The organism is Micromonospora sp. SD19, from assembly GCF_054462275.1.
Genome location: NZ_JBTLMN010000006.1, coordinates 201,100 through 226,789 on the forward strand (window position 1 = coordinate 201,100; position 25,690 = coordinate 226,789).

General features: G+C 73.6%; 25 protein-coding genes. 13 read left to right on the plus strand and 12 right to left on the minus strand.

Annotated features, from left to right (window positions below; translation table 11 throughout):
• Positions 1-61 precede the first annotated feature (61 nt).
• From ACX27O_RS21045 to ACX27O_RS21055, 3 genes are all read left to right on the plus strand, one after another.
• A complete protein-coding gene (locus ACX27O_RS21045) occupies positions 62-1,012 on the plus strand; it encodes a TIGR03557 family F420-dependent LLM class oxidoreductase (protein WP_357689248.1) in 951 nt (316 codons plus the stop codon).
• Between the two features lie 76 nt (positions 1,013-1,088).
• Entirely contained in the window at positions 1,089-2,720 is a 1,632-nt protein-coding gene (locus tag ACX27O_RS21050; RefSeq protein WP_458939943.1) for a RecQ family ATP-dependent DNA helicase, read from the plus strand.
• Between the two features lie 88 nt (positions 2,721-2,808).
• Positions 2,809-3,312: a hypothetical protein gene (locus tag ACX27O_RS21055; protein WP_030334948.1), complete on the plus strand. Its 504-nt coding sequence runs from the start codon at positions 2,809-2,811 to the stop codon at positions 3,310-3,312.
• On the opposite strand, the gene ACX27O_RS21060 is transcribed toward ACX27O_RS21055, so the two are convergent.
• Positions 3,302-4,891, minus strand: coding sequence for an MFS transporter (locus tag ACX27O_RS21060; protein ID WP_458939944.1), 1,590 nt, complete (start codon positions 4,889-4,891; stop codon positions 3,302-3,304). The two genes, ACX27O_RS21055 and ACX27O_RS21060, sit on opposite strands and share 11 nt — an antisense overlap.
• A gap of 83 nt (positions 4,892-4,974) precedes the next feature.
• On the opposite strand from ACX27O_RS21060, the gene ACX27O_RS21065 reads away from it, so the two are divergent.
• Both ACX27O_RS21065 and ACX27O_RS21070 read left to right on the plus strand, forming a co-directional pair.
• Positions 4,975-5,736 carry a TetR/AcrR family transcriptional regulator gene (locus ACX27O_RS21065; RefSeq protein ID WP_210861116.1) on the plus strand — a complete coding sequence of 254 codons (762 nt, stop codon included), beginning with the start codon at positions 4,975-4,977 and terminating at the stop codon, positions 5,734-5,736.
• Between the two features lie 8 nt (positions 5,737-5,744).
• Positions 5,745-6,779, plus strand: a complete 1,035-nt coding sequence (locus tag ACX27O_RS21070) for a helix-turn-helix domain-containing protein (RefSeq protein ID WP_458939945.1) — start codon at positions 5,745-5,747, stop codon at positions 6,777-6,779.
• A 152-nt stretch (positions 6,780-6,931) separates the two neighbouring features.
• Here ACX27O_RS21070 and ACX27O_RS21075 read toward each other — a convergent pair whose 3' ends face one another.
• The 8 genes from ACX27O_RS21075 to ACX27O_RS21110 are packed head-to-tail and all read right to left on the minus strand — an operon-like array spanning position 6,932 to position 15,562.
• Positions 6,932-7,915: a DNA topoisomerase IB gene (locus tag ACX27O_RS21075; protein ID WP_458939946.1), complete on the minus strand. Its 984-nt coding sequence runs from the start codon at positions 7,913-7,915 to the stop codon at positions 6,932-6,934.
• A complete protein-coding gene (locus ACX27O_RS21080; protein WP_458939947.1) occupies positions 7,899-8,852 on the minus strand; it encodes a glycosyltransferase family 9 protein in 954 nt (317 codons plus the stop codon). Before ACX27O_RS21080 ends, ACX27O_RS21075 begins: the two co-directional genes overlap by 17 nt.
• The gene (locus tag ACX27O_RS21085) at positions 8,849-9,550 is read right to left on the minus strand and encodes an SDR family oxidoreductase (RefSeq protein ID WP_030334959.1); all 702 of its coding nucleotides are present in this window, start codon (positions 9,548-9,550) and stop codon (positions 8,849-8,851) included. Before ACX27O_RS21085 ends, ACX27O_RS21080 begins: the two co-directional genes overlap by 4 nt.
• Entirely contained in the window at positions 9,547-11,007 is a 1,461-nt protein-coding gene (locus ACX27O_RS21090) for a PfkB family carbohydrate kinase (protein WP_358136323.1), read from the minus strand. The genes ACX27O_RS21085 and ACX27O_RS21090 overlap by 4 nt, the downstream gene beginning before the upstream one ends.
• Positions 11,008-11,023: 16 nt before the next feature.
• On the minus strand, positions 11,024-11,716 hold the full coding sequence (locus ACX27O_RS21095; protein ID WP_458940014.1) for a D-sedoheptulose-7-phosphate isomerase: 693 nt from the start codon (positions 11,714-11,716) through the stop codon (positions 11,024-11,026).
• Complete coding sequence (locus ACX27O_RS21100; RefSeq protein WP_210865549.1) at positions 11,713-12,930, minus strand: glycosyltransferase; 1,218 nt, start codon at positions 12,928-12,930, stop codon at positions 11,713-11,715. The genes ACX27O_RS21095 and ACX27O_RS21100 overlap by 4 nt, the downstream gene beginning before the upstream one ends.
• Positions 12,915-13,889, minus strand: a complete 975-nt coding sequence (locus ACX27O_RS21105) for a glycosyltransferase (protein ID WP_458939948.1) — start codon at positions 13,887-13,889, stop codon at positions 12,915-12,917. The genes ACX27O_RS21100 and ACX27O_RS21105 overlap by 16 nt, the downstream gene beginning before the upstream one ends.
• Positions 13,886-15,562, minus strand: coding sequence for an HAD-IIIA family hydrolase (locus ACX27O_RS21110; RefSeq protein WP_210865548.1), 1,677 nt, complete (start codon positions 15,560-15,562; stop codon positions 13,886-13,888). The genes ACX27O_RS21105 and ACX27O_RS21110 overlap by 4 nt, the downstream gene beginning before the upstream one ends.
• Positions 15,563-15,716: 154 nt before the next feature.
• On the opposite strand from ACX27O_RS21110, the gene ACX27O_RS21115 reads away from it, so the two are divergent.
• The 3 genes from ACX27O_RS21115 to ACX27O_RS21125 all read left to right on the plus strand — a co-directional run bounded on the left by ACX27O_RS21115 (position 15,717) and on the right by ACX27O_RS21125 (position 18,078).
• Positions 15,717-16,157, plus strand: a complete 441-nt coding sequence (locus ACX27O_RS21115; RefSeq protein WP_030334971.1) for an SRPBCC family protein — start codon at positions 15,717-15,719, stop codon at positions 16,155-16,157.
• 2 nt (positions 16,158-16,159) lie between these two features.
• Positions 16,160-17,161, plus strand: coding sequence for an SDR family oxidoreductase (locus ACX27O_RS21120; RefSeq protein ID WP_030334972.1), 1,002 nt, complete (start codon positions 16,160-16,162; stop codon positions 17,159-17,161).
• Positions 17,162-17,310: 149 nt separating this feature from the next.
• Positions 17,311-18,078, plus strand: a complete 768-nt coding sequence (locus ACX27O_RS21125; RefSeq protein WP_030334974.1) for a polyprenol monophosphomannose synthase — start codon at positions 17,311-17,313, stop codon at positions 18,076-18,078.
• Between the two features lie 106 nt (positions 18,079-18,184).
• Here ACX27O_RS21125 and ACX27O_RS21130 read toward each other — a convergent pair whose 3' ends face one another.
• Positions 18,185-19,798: a phytoene desaturase family protein gene (locus tag ACX27O_RS21130; protein ID WP_458939949.1), complete on the minus strand. Its 1,614-nt coding sequence runs from the start codon at positions 19,796-19,798 to the stop codon at positions 18,185-18,187.
• 72 nt (positions 19,799-19,870) lie between these two features.
• On the opposite strand from ACX27O_RS21130, the gene ACX27O_RS21135 reads away from it, so the two are divergent.
• Positions 19,871-21,304, plus strand: a complete 1,434-nt coding sequence (locus tag ACX27O_RS21135; RefSeq protein ID WP_030334977.1) for an aldehyde dehydrogenase family protein — start codon at positions 19,871-19,873, stop codon at positions 21,302-21,304.
• Between the two features lie 70 nt (positions 21,305-21,374).
• On the opposite strand, the gene ACX27O_RS21140 is transcribed toward ACX27O_RS21135, so the two are convergent.
• Positions 21,375-21,776, minus strand: coding sequence for a ChaB family protein (locus ACX27O_RS21140; protein ID WP_030334978.1), 402 nt, complete (start codon positions 21,774-21,776; stop codon positions 21,375-21,377).
• A 178-nt stretch (positions 21,777-21,954) separates the two neighbouring features.
• On the opposite strand from ACX27O_RS21140, the gene ACX27O_RS21145 reads away from it, so the two are divergent.
• From ACX27O_RS21145 to ACX27O_RS21160, 4 genes are all read left to right on the plus strand, one after another.
• On the plus strand, positions 21,955-22,941 hold the full coding sequence (locus ACX27O_RS21145) for a YihY/virulence factor BrkB family protein (RefSeq protein ID WP_210865544.1): 987 nt from the start codon (positions 21,955-21,957) through the stop codon (positions 22,939-22,941).
• A 100-nt stretch (positions 22,942-23,041) separates the two neighbouring features.
• A complete protein-coding gene (locus tag ACX27O_RS21150) occupies positions 23,042-23,458 on the plus strand; it encodes a DUF2795 domain-containing protein (RefSeq protein WP_030334982.1) in 417 nt (138 codons plus the stop codon).
• A gap of 52 nt (positions 23,459-23,510) precedes the next feature.
• Positions 23,511-23,972 (plus strand): SRPBCC family protein, encoded by a 462-nt coding sequence (locus tag ACX27O_RS21155; protein ID WP_030334984.1) that lies wholly within the window; start codon positions 23,511-23,513, stop codon positions 23,970-23,972.
• Between the two features lie 97 nt (positions 23,973-24,069).
• Positions 24,070-24,330 (plus strand): hypothetical protein, encoded by a 261-nt coding sequence (locus tag ACX27O_RS21160; protein ID WP_030334986.1) that lies wholly within the window; start codon positions 24,070-24,072, stop codon positions 24,328-24,330.
• On the opposite strand, the gene ACX27O_RS21165 is transcribed toward ACX27O_RS21160, so the two are convergent.
• Positions 24,288-25,586, minus strand: coding sequence for an MFS transporter (locus ACX27O_RS21165; protein WP_030334987.1), 1,299 nt, complete (start codon positions 25,584-25,586; stop codon positions 24,288-24,290). The two genes, ACX27O_RS21160 and ACX27O_RS21165, sit on opposite strands and share 43 nt — an antisense overlap.
• Between the last annotated feature and the right edge of the window lie 104 nt (positions 25,587-25,690).

A 25,690-nucleotide genomic window follows, 5' to 3' on the forward strand; every position in this document is an offset into this window, starting at 1 on the left:
ACCCGGCCCCACCGGGGTACGGCTCTGCCCATCAGCAGTCCGCGCGCCGAAGGGGTAAGCCATGAAGATCGGATACTTTCTCTCCAGTGAGGAGCTCACGCCAGCCGAGTTGCTGGAGCAGGCGCGCGGTGCCGAACGGGCCGGCTTCGAGGCGCTGTGGATCTCCGATCACTACCACCCCTGGGTGGACGCCCAGGGCCAGAGCCCGTTCGTCTGGTCGATGATCGGGGCGCTCAGCCAGGTCTGCTCGCTGCCGGTGACCACGGCGGTGACCTGCCCGACGGTGCGGATCCACCCGGCCGTGATCGCCCAGGCGGCGGCGACCAGCGCGGTGCTGCACGGCGGACGGTTCGTGCTCGGCGTCGGCACCGGCGAGGCACTCAACGAACACATCTTCGGCGACGCGTGGCCACAGGCCGACGTCCGGCTGGAGATGCTGGAGGAGGCCGTCGAGGTGCTGCGCGCGCTGTGGGGCGGCGACTTCGTCAGCCACCACGGCAAGCACTACACGGTGGAACAGGCCCGGATCTACACGCTGCCCGACACTCCCCCGCCGATCTACGTCTCCGGCTTCGGACCGAAGGCCATCGACCTGGCCGCCCGGATCGGCGACGGCTACGTCAGCACCATGCCCGACGGCGAGATGGTCCGGCGCTTCCGCGAGAACGGCGGCGGCGACAAGCCGTGCCAGGCCGGCTTCAAGGCGGCGTACGCCGACAGCGAGGACGAGGGGATGCGGATCGCGTACGAGCGCTGGCCCAACGCCGGGGTGCCGGGTGAACTGTCCCAGGTGCTGCCCTCACCGCGGCACTTCGAGCAGGCCTCCGAGCTGGTCAAACCGGAGATGTTGAAGGAGGCGTTCGTCTGCGGCAACAGCGCCGACGCGCACCTCGAAATGATCGACAAGTACGCCAAGGCCGGCTTCGACGAGGTCTACGTGGCCAACACCGGCCCGCACCACCAGGGCCTCTTCGACCTCTACCAACGCGAGGTCCTGCCCCGGCTGCGCTGAACTGCGGGAGGCAACCGAGCCCATGATCGCCCGAAGGCGTTTCGGGAATCATGGGCTCGGGTACCTCCGGCCCTCGATGAAACTGTCCACGCACTCGATGACGTTGCGCCGCGCGGCCCGCAGCCTTTTCGGCTGGAAGGCGCTGCGGCCCAACCAACTGGCCGCCATGCGCGCGGTCATGAAGCGACGCGACGCGCTGGTGGTGTTGCCCACCGGCGCCGGCAAGTCGGCGATCTACCAGATCCCGGCCAGCCTGATCCCCGGCCCCACAGTGGTGATCTCCCCGCTGCTGGCCCTCCAGCAGGACCAGATCGCCTCCCTCAACGAGCGGCAACGCCCGGAGCTGCGGGCGGTGCGGATCAGCTCGAACGAGACGCCCACCCAGCAGGCCGAGGCGATCACCGAGGTCCGCGAGGGCCGGGCGGAGTTCCTCTTCATCACCCCGGAGCAGCTCAGCAACCCGGAACGGATGGCCGAGGTGGCCAGCCTGAAGCCGGCCCTGGTGGCGATCGACGAGGCGCACTGCATCTCGGCCTGGGGGCACGACTTCCGCCCCGACTACCTGGCGCTCGGGCACCTCATCGAGGGCATCGGCCGGCCGCCGGTGGTGGCGCTGACCGCCACCGCCTCCCCGCCGGTACGCGACGACATCATCGCCCGGTTGCGGTTGCGCGACCCGGACGTGGTGGTCTCCGGGCTGGACCGACCCAACCTGTTCCTCGAGGTGGCGCACTGCCCGGACGAGGACTACCGGTGGCGGCGTCTGATGACCCTGCTGAGCGACGAGGGTCGGCCCGGGATCATCTACGTGCCGACCCGCCGCGCCGCGGAGGAGTTGGCCACCCGGTTGACCGACGCCGGCTTCCCGGCGCAGTTCTACCACGGTGGGATGGCGGTCGGCGCCCGCGCCGAGCTGCACGAGGCGTTCCTCGCCGACCAGGTCCCGATCATGGTCGCGACCTCGGCGTTCGGCATGGGCATCGACAAGCCGAACATCGCCTGGGTGGTGCACATGGCGCTGCCCGACTCGCCGGACAGCTACTTCCAGGAGATCGGTCGGGCCGGGCGGGACGGGCAACCGTCCCGCGTGCTGCTGCTCTGGCGGGCCGAGGACGTGGGCCTGCAACGGTTCTTCAGTGGCGGCCTGCCCGACGAGAACGAGCTGCGCGACCTGGCCGCGCTGCTGCGCAAGAAGGCGGCCACCAAGACCGAACTGCGCGAGACCACCGGCCTGGGGCCGCGCAAGCTGGGCCAGTACCTCTCCCTGCTGGAGCAGGTCGGCGCGGCCGAGCCGCGCGCCCGGCAGCGCGTCGGTGCTCCCCGCTACTCCCCCAACCCGACCGACGCCGCCGCGGCGGCGCTGGCCGAGGCGGAGCGCCAGCAGACGGTGACCCGGTCCCGCACCGACATGATGCGGGCCTTCGCCGAGACCCGGTCCTGCCGGGGGCAGACCCTGCTGGCCTACTTCGGCGAGCAGATGACGGAGGTCTGCGGTCACTGCGACAACTGCCACAACGGCACCAGCGTGGCCGACCAGGGCGCGGTCGGGCCGTTCCCGGTGCACAGCCAGGTGCGGCACCCGGAGTGGGGGCAGGGGATGGTGCTCTCCTACGAGGACGACAAGATGACGGTCCTCTTCGAGGAGGTCGGGTACAAGACGTTGTCGGTGCGCGTGGTGTCCGAACAGGGCCTGCTGACCCTGGACTAGCCTGACCCGGGCACCGGTTCCGGGCCCGGTGGATCGACAAAGCAGAGCACCGATTGATCAAGCAGAGCAGGGCGGAAGGGGCGTTGTCGTGATCGAGCAGCCGGCGTACACCGGGTTCGGGTTCTCCGACGAGGAGTGGGGGCTGCTGGTCGGCCTCCCGCAGTCGGTGCTGACCGCGGCGAGCGCCGCCGAGTCCGACGGCACCCGCCGGACCATGGCGGAGAACGCGGCCGGGCTGGAGACCATCGCCGCCGGCCGGGAGTCGGCCAGCCCACTGGTCGCCGCCGTGGCCGGTGAGATCGTCACCCGGGTCGGCGACCCGGAGACCGGTGAGGAGCTGCCGGTCATTGCGCCCGCCGACCCCGGGGCCTACCTCGACGACGTGCTGCTGCGGGCCGGCCAGGCGGCCGAACTGCTGGCCGCGCGGGTCGACGAGGGTGAGGCCGGCGCGTACAAGCACTGGCTCGTGAAGATCGCCGAGCAGGTGGTGGGCGCCGCCTCCAGCGGTGGGCTGCTGGGCATCGGCGGCGAGTCGGTCAGCGACTCCGAGCGGCGTTTCCGCGACCGGCTCGCGCACGTGCTCATCGACTGACCGACGACAACGAGGTGTCGGCCGGACCGGTCGGCTCGGCGGCCACCGCCGTGGAGTCGGCCGGTTGGACGCCGCGCAGCGCGGCCAGCGCGGTGACGGCACCCAGCAGCATCACCGCCATGGCGGCGTACGCGGCCAGGTGCAGCCCGTCGGTGAACGCGACAGCGGCGGCGTGCCGCACCGCGTCGGCCAGCTCCGCCGGCAGCCCCTGGGCGACCGCGAGCGCGCCACCCAGGGTCTCCTGGGCCGCGTCGCCGGTGTCGGCGGGCAGCCCGGCCGGCAGGCCGTCGACGATCTCGCGCCGGTAGACCGCCGCGCCGACGCTGCCCAGGATCGCCATGCCCAGCGCACCGCCCAGCTCACTGCTGGACTCGGTCAGTGCCGACGCGACACCGGCCTGCTCGGGCGGTGCCGCACCGAGGACCAGTTCGGTGACGAGGGACATCACCATCACCAGACCACCGGCGTAGACACTGGCGCCGACGAGCAGCAGCCACAGCGGCGTCTGCGGGGTGACCCGGGTCAGCACCGCGAAGCCGACCACGGCGATGCCGAATCCCGCGCCGATCAGGTAGGCGCGTTCGACGCGTTGGGCGAGGGCGGCGGCGGCCGGTGCGACGGCGCCCACGGCGAGGGACGGCACCAGGCTCCACAGTGCCGCCCGCAGCGGGCTCAGGCCGAGCACCAGTTGCAGGTGCTGGGTGGTGAAGATGGCGAAGCCGACGATGGCGAACATCGCCAGCAGGTTGACGGCGAGCGACCCGGCGAAGCCGCGACGGCGGAACAACGCGAGATCGACCATCGGGTACGCCCCGGTCCGCTGCCGGTGCAGGAAGAGCGCGCCCACCAGCAGGCCACCGACGATGGCGAGCACCCGCACCGCACTGACGCCGTCGCGCGCCATCTCCTTGATGCCGTAGATCACCGGCAGCAGCGCGCCGAGTGACAGCACCGCGCTGATCAGGTCGAAACGCCCGGTCGCCGGGTTGCGGAACTCGGGCACCAGCAGCGGGGCGAGCAGGAGCAGCAGGAGCATCGCCGGGATGTTGATCAGGAAGATCGAGCCCCACCAGAAGTGCTCCAGCAGGATGCCGCTGAGCACCGGGCCGAGGGCGATGCCGCCGGTCAGGGTGGCGGTCCAGACGCCGATGGCGGTGCCGCGCTGCTTGGCGTCGTGGAACATGTTGCGGACCAGTGCGAGGGTCGAGGGCATCAGGGTGGCCCCACCGACGCCGAGGAGGGCGCGGGCGGCGATCAGCGTCGCGGTGCTGTCGGCGTACGCGGCCAGCAGCGACGCCGCCCCGAACGCGGTGGCACCGATCAGCAGGAGCCGGCGTCGGCCGATCCGGTCACCCAGAGCGCCCATCGTGATCAGCAGCCCGGCCAGCACGAAACCGTAGATGTCGAAGATCCAGAGCTGCTCGGTGGCGCTGGGGCGCAGCTCCGCGCTGATGAACGGGACGGCGAAGTAGAGCACCGACACGTCCATCGAGACCAGGAGCAGCGCCAGCATCAGCACCGCGAACCCGATCCACTCCCTCCGGCCGGCGCGCGCTGCCGGTGTGGTGGTGGTCTTCATGATCATCCTTCTTTCTGCGTATGCCATACGCTGTTATGCGTAGACCATACGCAGAACTAGGATGGCGAGGCAAGGGAGGAAATGTGGCGGCGAAGACAGACGACAGCGGGCCCGTACTCCCGCCGGCCATCGAGAGCGCCTGGGGGCTGCGGGAGCGACCACCCAAGGGGCCCCGGCCGGGAATGAGCGTGCCCACCATCGTGGACGCCGCGGTCCGGGTGGCCGACGCCGACGGCCTGGCCGCCGTGTCGATGAGCCGGGTGGCCAAGGAGCTGGGCGCCGCGACCATGGCCCTCTACCGGTACGTCGGCTCGAAGGACGAACTGCTGATGCTCATGGTGGACACCGGGTACGGCCCCTCCCCCGGCCCGCCCGGCCCGCGCGACGACTGGCGTACCGGCCTCACCCGGTGGGCCTGGGCCGAACACGAGGTGCTGCGGCGACGGTCCTGGCTGCTGCACGTCCCGATCAGCGGCCCACCGATCACCCCGCAGCAGCTCGGCTGGATGGAGGACGGGCTGCGCTGCCTCGACGGCACCGCGCTCGGCGAGAACGAGAAGATGTCGGTGCTGCTGCTGATCACCGGGTACGTCCGCAACGAGGCAACCCTCACGTCGCAGATCGCCGAGGGCAGCCGGGCGGCCGGCGTCGAGCCCGCCGAGATGATGCCCGGGTACGCCCGGCTGGTGGGCCGGCTCATCGACCCGGCCCGCTTCCCCGCGCTGCACCGGGTGCTCAGCGCCGGCGTGCTCAGCCAGGACGACCACCCCGACGACGAGTTCGCCTTCGGTCTGGACCGGATCCTCGACGGCGTCGAAGCGCTGATCCAGCGCCGAGCGGGTTAGGGCGCCCGATGCTGGCGAGAGACACCATCGACACCACGGTTCTGCCGCCGCGCGAACGGTTCGGCATGTGGCTGGACCTGGTGGCGCGCACCTCGGCGCCGCTGCGCATCCGGTCCGCGCACAGCGACGACTTCGCCGCCCGCGCCGACTTCACCGACCTCGGCCCGGTCCAGCTGGTGCAGTACGAATACCCGTCGCTGGACGCCACCCGGACCCGCAAGCTGGTCCGCCAGTCCGACCCGGAGCTGTACATCCTCGCCCTCACCACCGGCGGCATCGGCACCTCCAGCCAGGACGGTCGCCACAGCGAGATCCTGGCCGGCGAGTTCACCTTCTACGACGGGTCCCGGCCGCACGACGTCTGCCACCACGCCACCGAGCCCGAGCGGGACCAGGCCACCTCGATCATCACGCTGATCCCGCACGCCGCCCTGCCGCTACCGCCACAGCGGATGGCCGCGCTCTACGGCGGCCGGATGTCCGGCAGCGAGGGGATCGGGGCGCTGCTAGCGCAGTTCCTGCTCCAGGTGACCGGGCACCCCGAGCAGTACCACGCCGCCGACGCCGGACGGCTCGGCGCGGTCGGGCTCGACCTGGCCACCACCATGCTCGGCCGGCACCTCGTCGCCGAGGACGCCGTGCCCACCGAGGTCCGCCGCCGGGCGCTGCTCACCCAGGTGCAGGCGTACATCCACCGCCACCTCGGCGAGGTGACCCTCGACCCCCAGGTCGTCGCCGACGCCCACCACATCTCGGTGCGGTCCCTGCACCGCCTGTTCGAGGGCGAGGACGCCACAGTGGCGTCGTACATCAGGGACCTGCGACTGGCCCGGTGCCAACGCGACCTGACCGACCCGGCGCTGCGCAACCAGCCCGTGCAGACCATCGCGGCGCGGTGGGGGTTTCCCCACAAGGCCCACTTCAGCCGGGCGTTCAAGGCCGCCTACGGAATGACCCCGCAGGAACACCGCGACAACGCCTCGGATCTGGCGCGGATCGTCAACCGTCAGGCGTCCACCGTCAACTCGGGACCGGCAGACTGACACCGGCGCGGCCGACCATCGCCTGGTGGGCCGCAACGGGGGCCGTGGCGAGGCGCCCGCCGCGCGAGCGGCGGGCGGCCGCCCGGTGGCACCCTGCTCAAGCCCGAGGCTCCGACCCCGTCGCGCCTCCCCAGAATCGCCGGCGGGGCCGGTCAGGCCCCCTCCAGCAGCTTCAGGACGACCCGCTCCGCCTCCTCGCGAGACGCCAGCGGATCCACCGCCGCCACCACCCCCTCGTGGTAGAGGTCGACCACCCGAGGGTCCACGTACGACGCCCGCGCCACCGTCGGCGTGTTGCCCAGCAGCTCCGCCACCTCCCGCATCACGGCGACCACCGCCTTGCGCCGGGCGGTCACCGAACGGGCCGGGCCGGCGGTGGCCAACTCGGTGGCCGCCAGCACCGTGGCGTGCCAGGTGCGGAAGTCCTTCGCGGTCATCTCCCCACCGCTGGCGTCGCGCAGGTAACCGTTGACCTCGTCGCTGCGCACGTCGCGCCACTCCCGGCCGTCCCAGTAGCCGAACAGCCGCTCCGCCCGGCGCCGGCGACGGCGCAGATTGACGAGCACCTGGCACAGCTCCGGGTCCTCGATCCGGCGTACCTGCTCGATGCCCCCCTTCGCGGGGAACACGAACACCACGCAGCCGCGCCGGGACCGGGCGTGCTCGGGGCGCAGGGTGGACACCCCGTAGGTCGGGTCGTCGCCGTTCGCGTACTGGTCGCTGCCGACCCGGAACATCCCCATGTCGAGCAGCCGGGCCACCGTCGCCAGCACCCGGTCCCGGCCCAGTCCACGGCCGTCCAGGTCGCGCCCCACCCGCTCCCGCAGCGCCGGCAACCGCCGGGCCACCTCCAGCATGTGGTCGAACTTCGCCTCGTCCTGCTTCTCCCGCCACCGGGGGTGGTAGACGTACTGCTTGCGCCCGGCCGCGTCGATCCCGATCGCCTGGATGTGCCCGTTGGGATGCGGCGCGATCCAGACGTCCTGCCAGGCCGGCGGGATGACCAGCTCCCGCAGCCGGGCCAGCACCTCCGGATCCCGCACCGGCGCCCCGGACGGATCGACGAACAGCCAGCCCCGTCCGCGACGACGCCGTCCGTACCCCGGTCGACCCGGGTCGCTACGCCGCAACCGCACCGGAGACCCGCACCACCCTCTCCACCTCGGCCACCGCGGCCAGCACCTCGTCGAGGTGCAGAGCCGCCATCGTCGGGTGGCTTCCTACCCCGTCCCACCTGGGCCAATCCCCCGCACCGGCCCACAACACCCGGTGCCGTGGCCGGTCCGGTGGTGGCCCCCAGTGCGCCGGTGGCACCGGCCCGAAGAGAACCACCGACGCGGTGCCGTACCCGGTGGCCAGATGGGCGACGCCGGTGTCCCCGCTGACCACCAACCGGGCGTCGGCCACCAGCGCGGCGAGCCCGCCGAGGTCGGTCCGGCCGGCCAGAACCGCGTCCGAGGTCAGGCCGGCCGCCTCGGCCACCCGGGTTGCCAACTCCCGTTCGTCGGCCGAGCCGGTGAGCAGCACCCGGTGCCCCTGGTCGGTGAGCGTCCGGGCCAGCGCGGCGAACCGCTCGGCCGGCCACCGTTTGGCCGGGATCTTGCTGCCCGGGTGCAGCACCGTGGCACCGCTGGGCAGCCCCGCCGACCCGGGTCGGCGCAGGCTGAGGTCGGCCCGGTCGGTCGGGATGTCGTACCAGGACAGCAGCCGGCACCACCGGTCCACCTCGTGCTCGTCGGCGGCCCAACGCGGGCCGTCGGCACAGTCGGCGTCCGCGTTGGCGAAGGCGAGCAGCCGACCGGGTCGGGTGGCCGCGAGCAGCCGGTGCGACTGCGGACCGCGGCCGTGCAGGTTGACCGCGACCCGCGGGGCCGACCCGACCCGCAGGGGTCGGTCCAGCCCGGTGGTGTCCACCAGCCGGTCCACCCCGCCGACCAGGTCGACCAGCGGAGCCAGCCAGGCCGGCGCGGCGAGCGCCAGCTCCCGCGAGGGGTACGCGGCCCGCAGCGCCCGCAGCGCGGGCACCGCGGTCACCAGATCGCCGACGCCGAGGGCGCGCAGCACGAGGATCACGGGTACGAGGTCTCCTGCTCGGCGCAGACCACCATCTCGCGCACCGCGCAACCGGCCGGCTGGCTGAGCGCGAACATGATCGCGGCGGCGGTGTCGGCGGGCTCGTTGAGGATCGCGTCCGGCCCCGGCTTGTACTGCGGGTCACGTTCGTCGAAGAACGCGGTGCGCATCCCACCCGGGATGAGCAGGGTGACGCCGACCTGACCGGCCAGCTCGGCGGCGAGGGCTCGGGTGAACCCCACCACCCCGAACTTCGCCGCGCAGTACGCGGTGGCGTCGCTGACCGCCTTGACGCCCAGGGTGGAGGCGACGGTGACGACGCGCCCCCGAGAGGTCAGCAGGAACGGCAGCGCGGCCCGGATCACCGCCGCGGTGGCCAGCAGGTCCACGGCGACGATCCGGTCCCAGGTCTCGCCCGGCAGGTCGGCGAGCCGGCCCGGCACGTCGGTGCCGGCGGCGGTGACCACGGCGTCCAGGCCCCCGGCCTGCTCGGCGAGATGCCGGGTGGCCGCCTCGGCGGCGCGCGTGTCGGCCAGGTCGCACTCGGTCCAGGACACCCCGTCGACCGGCGGCTGCCGGTCCAGCACGAGCGGTCGGCCACCGGAGGCGGCCACCGCGGCGACCACGGCGGCACCGAGCCCGCTGGACCCGCCGGTGACCAGGACGGTGGGCCCGGCACCGGGCCGCGTGCCGGTCATCGGGTCCGCTCCGCGAGGGTGCGGACGATCAGGTCGGTGGTGGACCGACCGTCCAGGTAGGGCACCACCACCGTGTTCCCGCCCCACCGGCGTACGACCTGCGCCTCGGGCAGGACGGCGGAGGCGTCCCCACCACCGGTGGCGTAGTCGCCGCCCTTGACCCAGACGTCGGGGCGTATCCAGGACAGCGCCGCGTCCGGGGTCGGCTCGTCGAAGATGAGGACCGCGTCGACGCAGCTCAGCGCGGCCAGCAGCCGGCCGCGGTCACCTTCGGACTGCACCGGCCGGTCCGGCCCCTTCAACCCGGTCACGCTGGCGTCGGAGTTCAGGCAGACGATCAGGCAGTCACCGAGCTGCCGGGCGGCCTCCAGGGTGGCCACGTGCCCGGCGTGCAGCAGGTCGAAGCACCCGCCGGTGGCCACCACGGTGCCGCCAGCGGCGCGTACCTCGTTGAGGAGCGTGGCGACGGCGGCGACCCCCACCCGGTCAGCCACCGCACCACCTCGTGGTCCGCTCTGGAGAACGCGCGGCCCCGACGTGCTCCCGGCCCGCACCTCGGGCCCCGACGGCGGCAGCGCCGCCGCCACTCCCCCACCCGCCACGTACGCGGACGCCTCGGCGACCGCCACCTGCACCGCCTCGGAGACCAGCGCCCCCTGGGCCAACGCGAGGCTGGCGGCCGCCGCGAACCGGTCGCCGGCACCGCAGGTGTCCCCCTCGGCGCTACCCGGCGTCGGCACCACCAGCGGCGTCGACCCCGCGTGGCAGAGCAGCGCGCCGTCACCGCCCAACGTCACCGCGACCGCGCCGGCCCGCCAGCGTCGCCGCAGCCCCTGGGCGCCGCGCGACGCGGTGGCCAGTCGGGAGGCGCCGGGCAGCGCGGGGACCAGCTCGCGCACCTCGGACTCGTTCGGGGTGGCCAGGTGGACGCCGGGCACCGCCGCCGGGCCGCGCGGATGCGGGTCCCACACCACCGGCGCGCGGGTGGCGGCCAACGCGTCGCGCAAGGCGGGCTGCCGGGCCACCCCCCGGCCGTAGTCGCTGACCAGCACCGCCGACGCCGACGCGATCACCCGCAGCACCTCGTCGGAGGGCTGACCCGGCTCCCCGGACGTGCCGCCCCGGTCGTGACGCAGCAGCACCCGTCCCCGTGCCCGCAGCCGGATCTTCTCCGGCGTCGCGCCGGAGAGGGCCAGGGGGTACACCTGCACGCCGGCGGCGGTGAGCAGAGCGCTCAGCCGAGCCCCACCGGCGTCGTCGGCGAGCGCGGTCACCAGCACCACCTCGGCGCCCTGCGCGGCGGCGAACACCGCCGCCAGCCCGGCGCCCCCCGGCCGGTCGGTGGCCGCTGTCTCGTCGAGCACCGGCACCGGGGAGTCCGGGCAGAGCCGGTTCACCACGCCTTCCACGTCCCGGTCGAGCAGGGTGTCCCCCAGCACCACCACCGGTCCCCTCACGCCTGCCTCCTCATCCTCACGCGTCGACCTGCTGTCCGGTTCCGCCGTCGAGCACCACCTCGACCCCGGTACGCACGGGCGCCGGCGCCCCGGGCCCGGGGTGCACGACCGCCGTGTCGCCGGCTGCGGCCAGCGCGGCCGGCAACTCCTGTTCGAGGTACTCGCAGAGCAGATGACTGGTCACGAGGTGCAGCTCCTGGACGACCTGGGTGTCCGGGGACGCGACGGCCAGCACGTCGTCGCAGGCGTCGGCGAGCGGATTGGGAGCGACGCCGGTGAGCGCCCAGGAGGTCACCCCGACGTCGCGGGCGGCCCGCGCGGCGGCCACCAGGTTGGCGCTGGTCCCACTGGTGCTCAGCAGCAGCAGGATGTCGCCGGGGCGGCCGTGGGCGCGCACCTGGCGGGCGTACACGTCGGTGTAGCCGTAGTCGTTGGCGATGGCGGTGAGCGCGCTCGTCTCGGCGTGCAGCGCGATCGCCGACAACGGCCGACGATCGTCGCGCAGCTTGCCGACCAGCTCGGCGGTGAGGTGCTGGGCCTCGGCGGCGCTGCCGCCGTTGCCGGCGACCAGCAGGCGACCCCCGGCGGCCAGCCGGTGGGCCAGGTCCGCGCCCCAGCGCGTCAGCTGCCGCTCACACCGCCGGTACGGCACCAGCGCCGCCGCGAGATTCGTCAGGTGGGTGTCGAGCAGGCTGCCCGTCGGCATCAGGCCACCACCCGGGTCGGCCGGCGCACGGCGGCCACCTCGCTGTAGACCTCGACCAGCCGCTCGGCGGTCGCCGCCCACGAGTACCGCTCCCGGGCCCGCTCGCGGGCCGCCGTCGCGTACGCGAAGCGCCTGATCCGGTCATCGAGCAACCCCTGGATCGCGGTGGCCAGGGCCTGCGGATCCCGGGCCGGCACGAGATCACCGGTCGTCCCGTCGACAACGGTGTCCCGGATGCCACCCACGGCCGTGCCGACGACCGGCACCCCGCACGCCATCGCCTCCAACGGGGTCAACCCGAACGGCTCGTACCAGGGCGCCGCGACCAGCAGGTCCGCCGAGCGGTACCAGCGGCCCATCTCCTCCCGGGGCACCGCCCCGACCAGGTGCACCCGGTCGGCCACCCCGCACGACTCGGCGAGGGCCCGCAGCCGGCGGGCGTACGGGTCGGTCTCCAACAGCCCCTCGGGTGGGCCGCCGACGACCACGCACTCGGCGTCCGGCACCAACGCCATCGCACGGACCACCGTCTGGAAGCCCTTGCGCTCGACCAACCGGCCCACGGTGAGGATCCGGGCCCGTCCCGGTTCCCTCTCGGCGGCCGGTCCGAGCGGGGCGAAGGTGGCGAGGTTGACCCCGGAGGGCACCACCGTCATCCGGGACCGGGGCACCCCCATCCGGACCAGCTCGCCCACCTCGTCGCGGCACTGCGCGACGACCCGGTCGACCGAGCGGCCCAGCTCCCGCTCGTAGGAGATCCGTCGGGCCGGGCTGGTGTCCTGCACCCCCTGGTAGCGGCGCTTCACGGTGCCCAACGCGTGGTACGTCTGCACCACCGGCACCCCGGTCTGCCGGCCGGCGGTCAGCCCGGCCAGACCACTCATCCAGAAGTGCGCGTGGATCACCTCGGGCACCCAGTCGCCGCCGCGCCAGCGTTCGATCAGCCAGGCGCTGAACTCCCGCATGTGCGGCAGCAGGGCGTCCTTGGCCACCGGCTCGGCCGGGCCGGCCGGCACGTGCACCACGTCGTACCCGTCCGGGCTGCGGACGGTCACCGGCAGGTCGGGCGCGTCGCGGCGGGTGTAGACCCGCACCTCGTGCCCGGCGGCGGCGAGCGCGGCGGACAGCTCCGCGACGTGCGTGTTCTGGCCGCCGGCATCCTCCCCTCCGAGGACGGCGAGCGGGCTGGCGTGCTCCGAGATCATCGCGATCCGCATACTTCCTCCTCCAGCAGCCGGTCCCAGTCAGCGAGGAAACGGTCGAGGCCGTACCTGTCGCGTGCGGCGGTTCGCGCCGCCGCCCCGGCCTGGCGCGCGGTCGCCGGTTCGGTGATGAACCGGCGGGCGGCGTCGAGCAGGGTGTCGGTCCGGGTGGCCAGCGCCCCCGCCTGCGGGGGCACCGCCATCACCGCCTCGGTGGTGGCGAGCGCGACGACCGGCATGCCGATCGCCATCGCCTCGATGAGGCTCAGCCCGAGGGAGGTCCACCGGCACAGGTGCAGGTACGCCCGCCGCCGGGCCAGTTCGACGTGCATCCGCTCCTGGGGCACGTCGTCGTGGCTGGTGAGCCGGTCGGCGGGCAGCCCCAGGTGGTCGGCCAGGCCGGCGACCCCCATGCCGAACACGTCCAGCGGCGCGATCTCGGCGAACTGGGGCAGCAGGTCGGTGCCGGTGACCCGGCCTCGGCGTACCGGCTCGTTGATCACCACGGCGAGCCGGTCCAACTCGCCCGTGTAGGACGCCGAGGGGGCGACGATGCCGTGGTCGACAACAGTGGTGCGGGTGGCGCCGGTGTCCCAGAAGATCTGGTTGAACCCGGTGACGTGGGCGATGAGCAGGTCGTCGCGGTCGGCCATCGGGTGGCGGGTGTTGGGCACGTCGCCCTTGGGTGTGTTGTGTTCGACGTAGATCGCCGGAAGGTCGCGGCCCGGGCGGCGCCGAAGCCACTCCTCGGCCCGGTCGAGTTCCTCGGGGCGTTGCAGGATCACCAGGTCCACGTCGGCGCTCGGCAGTTCCTGCGGGCTGACCTCGACCGCGTTGTCCGGCCACGGGTAGGTGCGGGCCCGGCCGAGGCCGTACGGGCCGCGGTCGGGTGTGGTGGGAATCAGGTAGCGGTGGCTGCCGTGCACGAACGACGTGGTCCAGGAGCCGTGCACGTGCCAGAGCAGGATGTTCATCGGCCGCCACCACCGCTGACCGTGAGCGTCCGGAGCGCGTCGACCACCTGCTCCGGGTCGATGCCGCTGAGGCAGGGGTGCCCGGGGACCGGGCAGCTGGCCGCCCGGGTGTCCCGGCAGGGCCCGGCGGCGTCGCCGAGCCGGACGGCGGGCACCCGGTAGGGCCCCCACTGTCCGAACGGAACCGTCGGCGCGAAGAGACTCACCACCGGCACTCCGGTGGCGGCCGCCAGGTGCGCGGGCCCGGTGTTGCCGACCACGACCGCGCTGGCGTCCGCGACGATCGCGGCCAGCCCGGCCAGGTCGGTGCGACCGCCCAGGTCGGTGCCGCCGGCCGCGGCGACCCGGGCGGTGACAGCGCGTTCGTCCGGGCCGCCGGTGACCAGCACCCGGTGCCCGGCGTCGGTCAACGCCCCGGCGATCCGGGTCGCCAGCTCGGGCGGGCAGGCCCGGCTCGACGCGGCCGACCCGGGGTGCAGCACCACGTACCCCGGGTCGCCGAGGTCGGCCGGGCGCGGCGGCACGGCGTCCCGGCGCAGCCGGAGCACGGGTTCGTCGCCGTCGGGCAGCCGGTGGCCGGCGGCGGCGGCCAGGGAGAGGGCGCGTTCGGGTTCGGGGACGCCGACCGGCACCCGGTGCCGGACATCCAGCAGCGAGCCCGGGTAGTCGTCGCTGATCGCCGCGATCCGGTCGATCCCCGCCATCCGCAGCAGCAGCGCCAACGGCAGGGCGGACTGGTGGAACGAGGTGAACACCACCGCCTGGTCCGCGCCGATCGCGCCCAGCCGCGCGGTCAGGTCCCGGATGGCCTGCGGATCGACCGGCCCCGGCGTGGGGTCGATCCACGGCAGCGGGTGCTCGATGATCTCGTCGACGCCGGGCAGCAGGTTGGCGGCGGCGCGACCGCGCGGCCCGCACAACAGCACCACCCGCTGCGCTCCGGCCGCCACGGCGCGGATCGCCGGGCCGGTGACCAGCACGTCACCCGCCGAGTCCGAGCGGACCACCAGCGCCGTCCGTACCGGTTCGGTGGGCGGGGTCGCCGGCTGCACGGCCTGTTGCCGGCGCAGGATCTCGTGCACCGCCGACGGCAGGTCGGAGGCCACCCACCCGGCGGCGGCGATCTCCTCCGGTCGGGTCACCGGGGTGGGCACCAGCACGCCCGCCGCCCCGGCGGCCAGCGCCGCGGCGACGTCCCGGCCGATGTCGCCCACCAGCACGCACCGGGACGTGGTGGTGCCCAGCTCGCGGGCGGCGGCGTGCACCAGACCGGGTGCCGGCTTGCGGCAGTCACAACCGTCGGCGTCGTCGTGCGGGCAGACCAGCCACGCGTCGAACCGGCCCAGCAGCTCCTCGACGCGGGCGTGCACCGCCCGCATCTGCTCCCCGGTGAAGTAACCCCGGGCCAGACCCGACTGGTTCGTGACGACCGCCAGCCGCAGCCCGGCCGCGCGCAGCCGGTCCAGCGCCGCCCGGGCGCCCGGCACCGGGCGCACCTTCTCCGGGTCGCCGTTGTACGGCACGTCCTCGATCAGGGTGCCGTCCCGGTCCAGCAGCACCGCGTCGTACAGGACGGGCCGGGGGCTTGCGACAGACCCGGAACCGGCGCGGTCAGCAGCGGCGTACACCTGGGCTGACCTGCGCTGATACGGATCCTCCTGGTCCTGTCGCACAGGCGGCGGGTTCCCTGCGCCCCGAGGAGTAAACGTCGTCGTCGAGGCGGTGGGCCAGCGCGCCGCGGTGCCCCGGGTCGGCCTTACCCGCCGTGCCGGAGAAGCTAACCCCGCCGGCCGTTAGCCAGTGCCGTGCCCCGGGTATGGAATCCCGGTGGCGATTGTGGAGAAAGTGATCGACGCTCCCCCGCAGCGGGTGTTCGACGTGCTCGCTGACGGATGGACGTACAGCGACTGGGTGGTCGGCACCGCGCACATGCGCGACGTGGACGACGCCTGGCCCCGGGTCGGCAGCCAACTGCACCACCGTGCCGGGCCCTGGCCGTTCTCCCTGCAGGACGCCTCGACGGTGCTGGTCTGCGAACCGCCGCACCGGCTCGTGCTCAAGGCCGGTCTCTGGCCGGCGGGCGAGGCGATCGTGGCCTTCACCCTGGAGCCGGTGGGCGGGGGAGCCACCCGGGTCCGCCTCGGGGAGGACTTCGCCGCCGGACCGCTGCGCTGGGTCCACAACAAGATCAACGATCTGGTGTTGCACCGGCGCAACCGGGAGACGTTGGCCCGGCTCTCCGACATCGCCACCCGGCAGAAGGGGTGAGCGTGACGCGGACCGTGGTGGTGACCGGCGCGAGCGCCGGCGTCGGCCGGGCCGTCGCCCACGCGTACGCGGCGCGCGGCGCCCGGCTGGCGCTGCTGGCCCGGGGCGAGGCGGGCCTGGCCGCCGCCGAGCGGGAGTGCCGGCTGCGCGGCGCGACCGACGTGCGCGTGTACCGGGTCGACGTGTCCGACGCGGGCGCGGTGCAGCAGGCCGCCGACGACGTGGTGCACCGGTGGGGCGGCATCGACGTGTGGGTCAACAACGCGATGGTGTCGGTGTTCGCGTCCGCCTGGGAGATTCCGGCGCGGGAGTTCCACCGGGTCACCGCTGTCACCTACCTGGGCACGGTGCACGGCACGCTCGCCGCGCTGCGGCACATGCGGGCGCACGGGCGGGGCACAATCGTGCAGGTGGGCTCGGCGTTGGCCTACCGGGGCATCCCGCTGCAGTCGGCGTACTGCGCGAGCAAGCACGCCGTGCAGGGGTTCAACGACTCGCTGCGCGCCGAGCTGCTGCACGACTGCCCGGGGGTGAAGGTGTCGATGGTGCAACTGCCGGCGATCAACACGCCGCAGTTCTCCTGGGTCCGTACCCGGCTGCCCCGGCATCCGCAGCCGGTGCCGCCGATCTTCACTCCGGAGCTGGCCGCCCGGGCCATCGTGTGGGCGGCGGACCACGGCACCCGGGAGTTGAACGTGGGTGGCCCGACCTGGCAGGCCCGGCTGGCCGACGCGCTGTTCCCCGGCCTGCTCGACCGGAAGCTGGCCCGCGACGGGTACGACAGCCAGCAGACCGGCGCCACTATCGATCCGGCGACCTGGCGTGACAATCTGGACCACCCCGGCGACGCGGACACCGACCGGGGCGCGGCCGGGGTGTTCCGCCACCAGGCACGTGACCGTTCCGCGGCGTTGTGGGTGAGCACGCACAAGCCGGCACTCTCCGGTGTCGCGCTCGCCGTCGCGACGCTCGCCCTCGGCGCTGTCGCTCGCCGTCGGCGCTGACCAACACAAGCCCCTTGACCAGGGCTGTTACCCCGGAGCGCGGTGGACGACGACGGTCCGCAACGCCCGGGAGGGGTGCCCCCTCGGTGCGAATGCGGCAACTGGATACCCTTTCCATGACCCATGTCCGCAAACCGAGGATGACCGACATGATCCAGCCGGTGCAGTTGCCGTCGCCGTGGCGGGACGCACGCCTGACCGTCGTCGTGCCCACGTACAACGAGGCGGGCAACCTCCCGGCGCTGGTCGAGCGGCTGCTCGCGCTGCCGCTGCCGGGGCTGCGCATCCTCGTCGCCGACGACAACTCCCCCGACGGCACCGGGGAGGTGGCCGACAAGCTGGCCATCGAGAACCCCGACCGGATCGAGGTCGTGCACCGCGCTGGCAAGGAAGGCCTCGGCCGGGCGTACGTGGACGGGATGAGCCGGGCGGTCGCGGGCGGCGCCGAGTACGTGGCGCAGATGGACGCCGACCTCTCGCACCCGCCGGAGGCGCTGCCGGGGATGCTGGGCGCGCTGCTGTCCACCCAGGCCAGCGTGGTGATCGGTTCCCGGTACGTGCCCGGTGGCGAGCTGGACGAGAACTGGCCGCTCTACCGCCGGGCGCTCAGTGGCTGGGCGAACCTCTACGTGCACACGCTGCTGCGGGTGCGCATCCGGGACCTCACCGCCGGCTTCAAGATCTGGCGGGCCGACGCCCTGCGCGACATCGACCTGGAGCGGGTGCAGTCCAACGGCTACAGCTTCCAGGTGGAGATGCACTACCTCGCCACCAAGCTGGGGCACACCATTCTGGAGGTGCCGATCCGCTTCGAGGAGCGGCGCGACGGCGTCTCCAAGATGACCACCGCGACCAAGGTGGAGAGCGCCCTCATGCCCTTCCGCCTCCGCAGCAAACACCGCAACGTAACCCGCTGACCCCCACCCCCACCCCATCCTGCTGGGTGATCAAGAGGTTCGCGTCGCCGACGGTGGCGAATCTGACGCGAACCTCTTGATCACCGGGACGCGGGAAGGGTGGCGGTCAGGGGGTGGTGGGGTAGATGGCGTTGTGGGCGGTGGCGATGGCTGCGGCGTAGGCGCGGCCGGTGAGCGCACGGTCGCGCGCCAGCGCCGCGCGGGCCGCGTTCGCACCGGGCGCGCCGTGCACCCCGCCGCCCGGGTGCGCCGACGAGCTGGCCAGGAAGAGCCGGTCCACCGGGGTGTCCGCCCGACCCAGTCCAGGGATCGGGCGCAGGAAGAGCTGCTGGTACGCGGCGGCGGTCCCGCCGCCGAGCGCGCCGCCGACCAGGCTGGGGTTGCCCTCCTCCAGATCGACCGGCGAGGCCACGTGCCGGCCCACGATCAGGCGCCGGAAACCCGGTGCCGCGGCCTCCAGCACGTCCTCCATCCGCTGCACGTGCCCGGCCACGTCGTCGGCCCGCCAGGTCCGCCGGAACGGCAGATGGGTGTACGACCAGAGCGACTCGGTGCCCGGCGGGGAGTGGCTCGGGTCCGCCACCGACATCTGCCCGACCAGCAGGAACGGGTCGCGGGGCAGCTCACCACGGGCCAACTCGCTGGCGTAGTGGGTGAGCCCGTTCAGGTCCGCGCCGAGGTGCACGGTGCCGGCGCCGGCCACCTGCCGGTTCGTCCACGGCACCGGCGCGGAGAGCGCCCAGTCCACCTTCAGCGTGGAGCCGTCCCACCGGAAGTGCGCCAGGTCCTCCACCAGCCGCGACGGCAGCGCCGCCGGGCCGACCAGGTCGAGGTAGAGCGCCGGCGCCGGAACGTCGGCGAGCACGGCCCGCCGGGCCCGCCACAGCGCGCCACCGACGGTGCGGACCCCCATCGCCCGGCCCCGGGCGGTGAGCACCCGTTCGGCCCGCGCGCCGTAGATGATCGTCCCGCCGCGCCCCTGTAGCCGATCCACCAGCGCGTCGGTGATCCGCTGCGCGCCGCCGTCGGGCACCGGCCAGCCGACCTGCTGGCCGAGCATGGCCAGCAGCCAGCCGTAGACCCCGGAGCCGGCCTCCTCCGGGGAGAGGTCGGTGTGCAGGGCGCAGCCGGCCAGCAGGGCCGGCCCGCCGGGACCGTCGAAGAGTTCGTCGCCAAGCTTGCGGACCGGCACGACAAGCCGGCGGGCGAGTCGCAGCGCGCCAGCGACCCGCAACCGCCGCAGCAGGCCGACGCCTCCGCGTACCGGGGGGAACGGCGCGGTGATCGCGTCCAGCATCGGCTCGGCCACGTCGAGCCACTCGGCGTACGCGCTCAGCCACCGCTTGCCGTCACCGGGAGCGAACTGCTCCAGCGACGCGGCGGTGGCGTCCGGGTCCCGGTTGATCACCGCGGCCCGACCGTCGGGCAGCAGGTGGGCCAGCACGTCCGGGGCGTGTCGCCACGACAACCCGTGTCGATCCAGGCCGAGGGCGCCCAGCACCGGTGAGGCGTACCCGAGGGGGTAGAACGAGCTGTAGAGGTCGCTCAGGTAGCCGGGCGCGGTGACCTCGGCGGAGCGGACGGCGCCGCCGGGCGTCGCGGTCGCCTCCAGCACCACCACGTCCCAGCCGGCGTCGGCCAGCAGGTTGGCCGCCACCAGGCCGTTGTGCCCGGCACCGATGATGACGGCGTCCGCGCTCTGCGCGACGGTGGTTGTCATCGGATCCGCCTACCCGGCGCGCAACCGGGCGAAACGCGTTTGCCTCGCCGGGGCCGGGGCATCCAGCGCCGCATGTACACGGTTGCGCAGCTGGTGGGCGGGGTGTGGGGTGCGGGCGGCGACGGCGGCGAACTGGTCGTGCGTGATCCGGCGGACGACCAGCCGGTGAGCACGGTGCCGGTGGCCACCGCCGACGAGGTGGGCAAGGCGACCCAGGCGGCCCGCAACGTGGCGGCCCAGTGGGCGGCGACCGCGCCGGCGGAACGGGCGGCGGCGCTGCACCGGGCCGCGGACGCGGTGGAGGCGGTCGTCGAGGAGTTGGCGGCGGCGGTCACCGCGGAGATGGGCAAGCCGTTGGCGGACGCCCGTGGCGGCGTCGAGGCGGGGATCGGCACCCTGCGACAGTATGCGGAGCTGGCGCCGCTGCGCGGCGGGCGCACCCTCAATGGCGACCCCGACGCGCTGGACTTCCTGACCCCGCAGCCCCGGGGGGTGGTCGCGGCGATCACCCCCTGGAACGACCCGGTGGCGGTCTCCTGTGGGCTGCTCGGCGCGGCTCTGGTGACCGGGAACGTGGTGCTCTACAAGCCGAGCGAACGGACCCCGGCGACGGGTTGGCTGCTGGCCCGCGCGCTGGACCAGGCGCTGCCGGCCGGGGTGTTGTCGCTGCTCACCGGCGGCCCGGAGGTGGGTGCGGCGCTGGCGGCGCAGGAGGTCGACGTGGTGGCCCACGTCGGCGCGACAGCGACCGGCCGGGCGATCGCCACCGCCGCGGCCCGCACCGGCGCGAAGGTGCTCCTGGAGAACGGGGGCAGTGACCCGTTGGTGGTGGACGCGGGCGTCGACCCGCAGTGGGCGGCGGAGCAGGCCGCGCTCGGCGCGTTCGCCAACGCCGGGCAGATCTGCGTGGCGGTCGAGCGGCTCTACGTGCACCGGGAGGTGGCCGACGACTTCGTGGCCGCGCTGGTACGACGCGCCGAGGCGCTGCGGGTCGGGCCGGGCCGGGACCCGGGCACCGAGCTGGGCCCGCTGGTCGACCGACGGCACCGGGACCACGTGCACGGGCAGGTGGCGGCGGCGGTGGCCGACGGGGCGCGGGTGCGCACCGGCGGCGAGGTGCCGCCCGGCCCGGGGGCGTTCTATCCGGCGACCGTCGTCACGGACTGCCGGCACGACACGGCGCTGGTCCGCGAGGAGACGTTCGGGCCGGTCGCACCGGTGGTGGTGGTCGACTCGTTCGACGAGGCGTTGCGTTGCGCGGCGGACTCCCCGTACGGGTTGGCGGCCACCGTGTTGACCCCGTCGATGAGTCACGCGCAGCGGGCCTGGCGAGAGCTGCCGGTCGGCACCGTCAAGATCAACGCGGTGTTCGGGGGCGCGCCGGGCGGTGCCGCGCATCCGCGCCGGGCCAGTGGGCAGGGCTTCGGGTACGGCCCGGAGCTGCTGGACGAGTTCACCGCCACCAAGGCCGTGCACATCGAGGCGCCGGGCGGCGGGCACTGGTAGGACAGCACGGGCGGACGCAGGGGTGGCGCGTCCGCCCGTACCGCGTCGGTGGTGCTCCGGTGCGGCGCGGTCAGTTCCCGCGGGCCTTGCGGGTGGCGCGGTCGTTGGCTTTCTCGATGGCCGTGACCAGCTCCGGCTTGGTCATGCCCGACCGGCCGGGTACGTCGAGTTTGCGGGCCACCGACATCAGGTGGTCCTTGGTGGCGTTGGCGTCCACGCCACCCGCCGTGGGGGCCCGTCGTTCCGGCCCGCCACCGGCGGCCTGCTGGTCGCTGGGGCCCTTGCGGCCCTTCGGCTCCCAGTGGTCGCCCACCTTCTCGAACTGGTGCTTCACCGCGGCGAAGGCGGTGCGGTGCGCCCGCTCCCCCTCACCGTAGGTCTCGACCGCCGAGTCGTGCGTCTTCTCCCAGGTGCGCTGCGCCTTATCCGGGGAGCGCCGCAGCGTGCTGGGCAGGTCTTCGCGCCCGGGCATCTCGTCCTCCTCCGTGTCGACAGGGTCACTGTGACCGTTCCCCGGTGACGCGGCGGCAAACCATAGCGGCGTCGGCCGGCCCGGGGGTGGGGTTTGTCGATTTACCCATCCGGGTACCGCCGGGCCAGGCCAGACCGGACGACCGGTCATCCGGCGGCCGGGGCGCAGGGAGCGGGCAATGACGACCACGGAGCCCGGTACCACCCTCGACGGCACAGCGGGCCGCCGGGTGCCGCGACGGATACGGCAGCTGAGCTGGCGAACCTGGCGTGGGGTGCTGGTCCGCAGTGTGCAGAACTTCGTCACCGACAACTGCTCCGACTGGGCCGCCGCGCTCACCTACTACGGCGTCCTGGCGTTGTTCCCGTCCGCCATCGTGGTGGTGGCGCTGGTCGGCCTGGTCTCCAGCGGCGAGCAGACCGTCGACACCGTTGTCGACCTGGCCAACCAGGTGGGCGCCGGGGCGGTGCTGACCGACGACAAGGACGGCGTGATCGGGGTGATCCGCGCCGTGGTGCTCGACCAGAGCAACCCCAAGCTGCTGCTGAGTTTCGGCCTGCTCGGCGCGCTCTGGTCCGCGTCGGGTTTCATCGGCGCGTTCACCAGGGCCTCGAACGCGGTGTACGGGGTGACCGAGGGTCGCCCGGTCTGGAAGCTCCGGCCGCTGCAGATCGGCCTGGCGGCGATCACGCTGGTGCTGCTCGCGGTGGTCGCTCTCGGCCTGATCGTCAGCGGGCCGGTCACCGACGCGGTCGGCGACCTGATCAACGCCGGCGGCCTGGCCCGCACCACGTGGAGCGTGGCGAAGTGGCCGGTCCTCGCCATGATCATGATGGTGCTGCTGTCCCTGCTGTTCTGGATCGCGCCGAACGTGCGCCAGCCCCGGTTCCGCTGGCTCACCCCGGGCGGCGCGGTGGCCCTGCTCTCCTGGGCGGCGGCCTCCTTCGGCTTCGGCCTCTACGTGGCCAACTTCGGCTCGTACGACACCACCTACGGCAGCCTCGGCGCGGCCATCGCGTTCCTGGTCTGGCTCTACCTGTCGAACTCGGCGCTGATGCTGGGCGTGCAGATCAACGCCGAGGTGCAGCGCGGGCGTCAGTTGCAGGGCGGCGACCCGGACCCGGACGAGCCGGTGCTGCCGCCGCGCCGACCGGCCGACGAGTGAGGTCCCGTTCGGCAATGACGTCCGGTTCGGCGCCGGACCGAGGGCCGGTTCGTGGCCCGGTGCCGGTTTAGCGGGCGGGGTGCCGGGTAGCGCAGAAGGCATGGAGCGTGGCAACAGCAAGCACGGACCGAGGATCGACGAACAGATGAGTCAGGAGGTCAGCGGCCTGGTACAGGGGCCGGGGACCGGTGGCTCTCGAGTCGACGAGTTCCGGGTTCCGGAACCGGCCGGTGAGGACCAGCCGGAGGCGACCACCGCCCCGGCCGGCGATACGCGCACCGGCGCCCCACAGGGGATGAGCTCGACGGACGTCGAGCAGCGCAGCCGGCTCGGCCGGTTCATCTCAATGAGCGCGCTGCCGGGCGACCGCCTGGTGCTCATCGCCAGCGCCCGCGAGAACGAGGCGCCCGACGACATCGTGGCGGCGCTGGAACGGCTGCCCGAGGGCACCGTCTACCAGACGGTCTCCGAGGTGTGGGCCGCGCTCGGCAACAAGAACGAGACGACTCGCTGGTGAGACGGATCGCCCCCGATCCACCAACCCACCAGCGGCTGAAGGAGGTTCCCCGATGAGTGGCGTTACCGAACACGTAGACGTTTCCGTGCCCGTCCGCACCGCGTACGACCAGTGGACGCAGTTCGAGGAGTTTCCCGAGTTCATGGAGGGCGTGCAGGAGGTCCGGCAGCTCTCCGACACGATGACCCACTGGACCGTGGACATCGCCGGGGTGAAGCGCGAGTTCGACGCGGAGATCACCGAGCAGCTCCCCGACGAGCGGGTCGCCTGGCGGTCCACCGGCGGCACCCAGCAGGCCGGCGTGGTGACCTTCCACCGCCTGGACGAGGACAAGACCCGGGTCACCCTGCAACTCGAGTTCGAGCCGCACGGTGTCGTCGAGCAGGCCGGCGACAAGCTCGGCATCGTCGACCGGCGGGCCAAGGGCGACCTGGAACGGTTCAAGACCTACATCGAACGGCGTGGTCAGGAGACCGGTGCCTGGCGCGGGCAGGTGGACCGTCCGCAGCCGTGACGCTGAGCGGTGACCGCAGATGGCCGTCGGGGTTCCCGGCGGCCATCGCCGTGTCCGAGCCTGTTTGCGATCATCGTGCCCGGGTACGGCTGGAGGTATGACCGACGACAGCATCAGGGTGTGGCGGGACGAGGAGCGGCTTCCGTTGGAGGAGTTGGAGCGCGCCGTGTCGGGCTCCAGCCTCGACGGGCAGGCCGACGACGTGACGGGCAACGACGCCGGCGAGGAGGCCGCGTTCGGGCACGGGGCGGCCGCGTCGGACCGCGAGGGGCAGGCCCGGGGCAACAGCCGGGAGGCCACCGACCCGCAGCGCGCCTACCGCCCGTCCACCACCGGCAGGACCGGGCCGGACGTCTGACCCGCGTTCCCGGGCCGGTCGGGCGCGGGCGGCTCGACGGCGGGTCGGCGCGTACCCCACTCGTGCAGCGCGATCAGTGCCAGCGCGAGCACCAGCAGCGCCGAGCCCAGCACCTGCACCGACGTGTTGCCGATCAGCACGCCCAGCCCGGCCGGGACGAGCGCCGCGCCGATGCCAGCGGCACCGATCTGCAGCCCGATGGCCCGGTCCGCGTGCGCCACCCCGACCCGTTCGGCGGTGGTGAGGGTGAGCAGCGGAAACACCGGCGCGGCGGCGAAACCGACAACGACCAGGCCGAGCACCGCCAGGACAGCCGGCCCGGGTACCGCGATCAGCGCCGCGCCGACCGCCATTCCGGCCAGGCTGACGCGCAGCACCAGCCCCGCCCCCAGGCGCTCGGCGACCAGACCCTGCACGACCCGGCCGACGAAGAGACTGCCCCAGTACGCGGAGACGCAGCCGCCGGCCACCGCCGCGCTCAGCCCGCGTCCCTCGGTGAGCAGCAGGAACGCCCACAGCCCGGCGGACACCTCGATCGCCACGTACAGCACGAAGGCGAGCGTCCCGGACCAGACCGCCGGCAGCCGCAGCGTCTCCCCGATCGGAACCCGGACGACCGGTGCCGACCCGCCATCGGTGGCGGAGAGCCCGGCCTGGACGGTCGTGCCCGCCTCGGTGCCGGCCGGGACGCCACGGTGCCAGGCCCGCACGGTGAGCGCGAACGCGGCGGCGAGGACGAGTTGGGCGGCGGCGATGATGCCGTACCCCCAGCGCCAGCCGAGCCCGGTGCTCAACACCGCGGTCATGATCAGCGGACCGATCGCCACGCCCAGGCCGAAGAAGGCGTGCAACCAGTTCATGTGGCGCGCCCCGAAGGCCCCGGCGGCGTACGCGTTGAGCCCGGAGTCGACAGCGCCGGAGCCGAGCCCGAGCAGCAGCGCACAGCCCACCAGCACCACCAGCACGGGGCTGGTCGCATAGCCGGTCAGCGCCAGGCTGGCCAGCAGGGTGCTGCCCGCGAGCAGCGCGCCCACGCCGACCCGGGCCAGCGTGAAGCCGGCCAGCACGCTGGAGGTGAGGTAGCCGACGGTGCCGGCGGTGAGCACCCACCCGACCGCCTCCGTCGGCACGTCGAAGTCGGCCCGGATCGAGGGCCAACCGACGCCGAGCAGACCGTCGGGCAGGCCGAGACTGACGAACGCGAGGTACGCGAGCAGGAGCAGTGCGGCGCGGGGGCGCGCGGGCGGGGTGGACACGACTCACCATCCTGCCGCAGGGGCACCCTAGCGCTGTCGGCACCCGACCGCTCGTGGCGCAAAGAAGTCGTGTCCGTACGGTTGGGAAAACGGACAGCTCATCC

What these genes read in the sequence shown, in the direction of transcription:
- ACX27O_RS21045 (WP_357689248.1), top strand. Translation starts at nt 62, where the DNA reads ATGAAGATCGGATACTTTCTCTCCAGTGAGGAGCTCACGCCAGCCGAG.
- ACX27O_RS21050 (WP_458939943.1), top strand. Translation starts at nt 1,089, where the DNA reads ATGAAACTGTCCACGCACTCGATGACGTTGCGCCGCGCGGCCCGCAGC.
- ACX27O_RS21060 (WP_458939944.1), bottom strand. Translation starts at nt 4,891, where the DNA reads ATGAAGACCACCACCACACCGGCAGCGCGCGCCGGCCGGAGGGAGTGG.
- ACX27O_RS21070 (WP_458939945.1), top strand. Translation starts at nt 5,745, where the DNA reads ATGCTGGCGAGAGACACCATCGACACCACGGTTCTGCCGCCGCGCGAA.
- ACX27O_RS21085 (WP_030334959.1), bottom strand. Translation starts at nt 9,550, where the DNA reads ATGACCGGCACGCGGCCCGGTGCCGGGCCCACCGTCCTGGTCACCGGC.
- ACX27O_RS21100 (WP_210865549.1), bottom strand. Translation starts at nt 12,930, where the DNA reads ATGCGGATCGCGATGATCTCGGAGCACGCCAGCCCGCTCGCCGTCCTC.
- ACX27O_RS21105 (WP_458939948.1), bottom strand. Translation starts at nt 13,889, where the DNA reads ATGAACATCCTGCTCTGGCACGTGCACGGCTCCTGGACCACGTCGTTC.
- ACX27O_RS21125 (WP_030334974.1), top strand. Translation starts at nt 17,311, where the DNA reads ATGATCCAGCCGGTGCAGTTGCCGTCGCCGTGGCGGGACGCACGCCTG.
- ACX27O_RS21130 (WP_458939949.1), bottom strand. Translation starts at nt 19,798, where the DNA reads ATGACAACCACCGTCGCGCAGAGCGCGGACGCCGTCATCATCGGTGCC.
- ACX27O_RS21135 (WP_030334977.1), top strand. Translation starts at nt 19,871, where the DNA reads ATGTACACGGTTGCGCAGCTGGTGGGCGGGGTGTGGGGTGCGGGCGGC.
- ACX27O_RS21140 (WP_030334978.1), bottom strand. Translation starts at nt 21,776, where the DNA reads ATGCCCGGGCGCGAAGACCTGCCCAGCACGCTGCGGCGCTCCCCGGAT.
- ACX27O_RS21145 (WP_210865544.1), top strand. Translation starts at nt 21,955, where the DNA reads ATGACGACCACGGAGCCCGGTACCACCCTCGACGGCACAGCGGGCCGC.
- ACX27O_RS21150 (WP_030334982.1), top strand. Translation starts at nt 23,042, where the DNA reads ATGGAGCGTGGCAACAGCAAGCACGGACCGAGGATCGACGAACAGATG.
- ACX27O_RS21155 (WP_030334984.1), top strand. Translation starts at nt 23,511, where the DNA reads ATGAGTGGCGTTACCGAACACGTAGACGTTTCCGTGCCCGTCCGCACC.
- ACX27O_RS21160 (WP_030334986.1), top strand. Translation starts at nt 24,070, where the DNA reads ATGACCGACGACAGCATCAGGGTGTGGCGGGACGAGGAGCGGCTTCCG.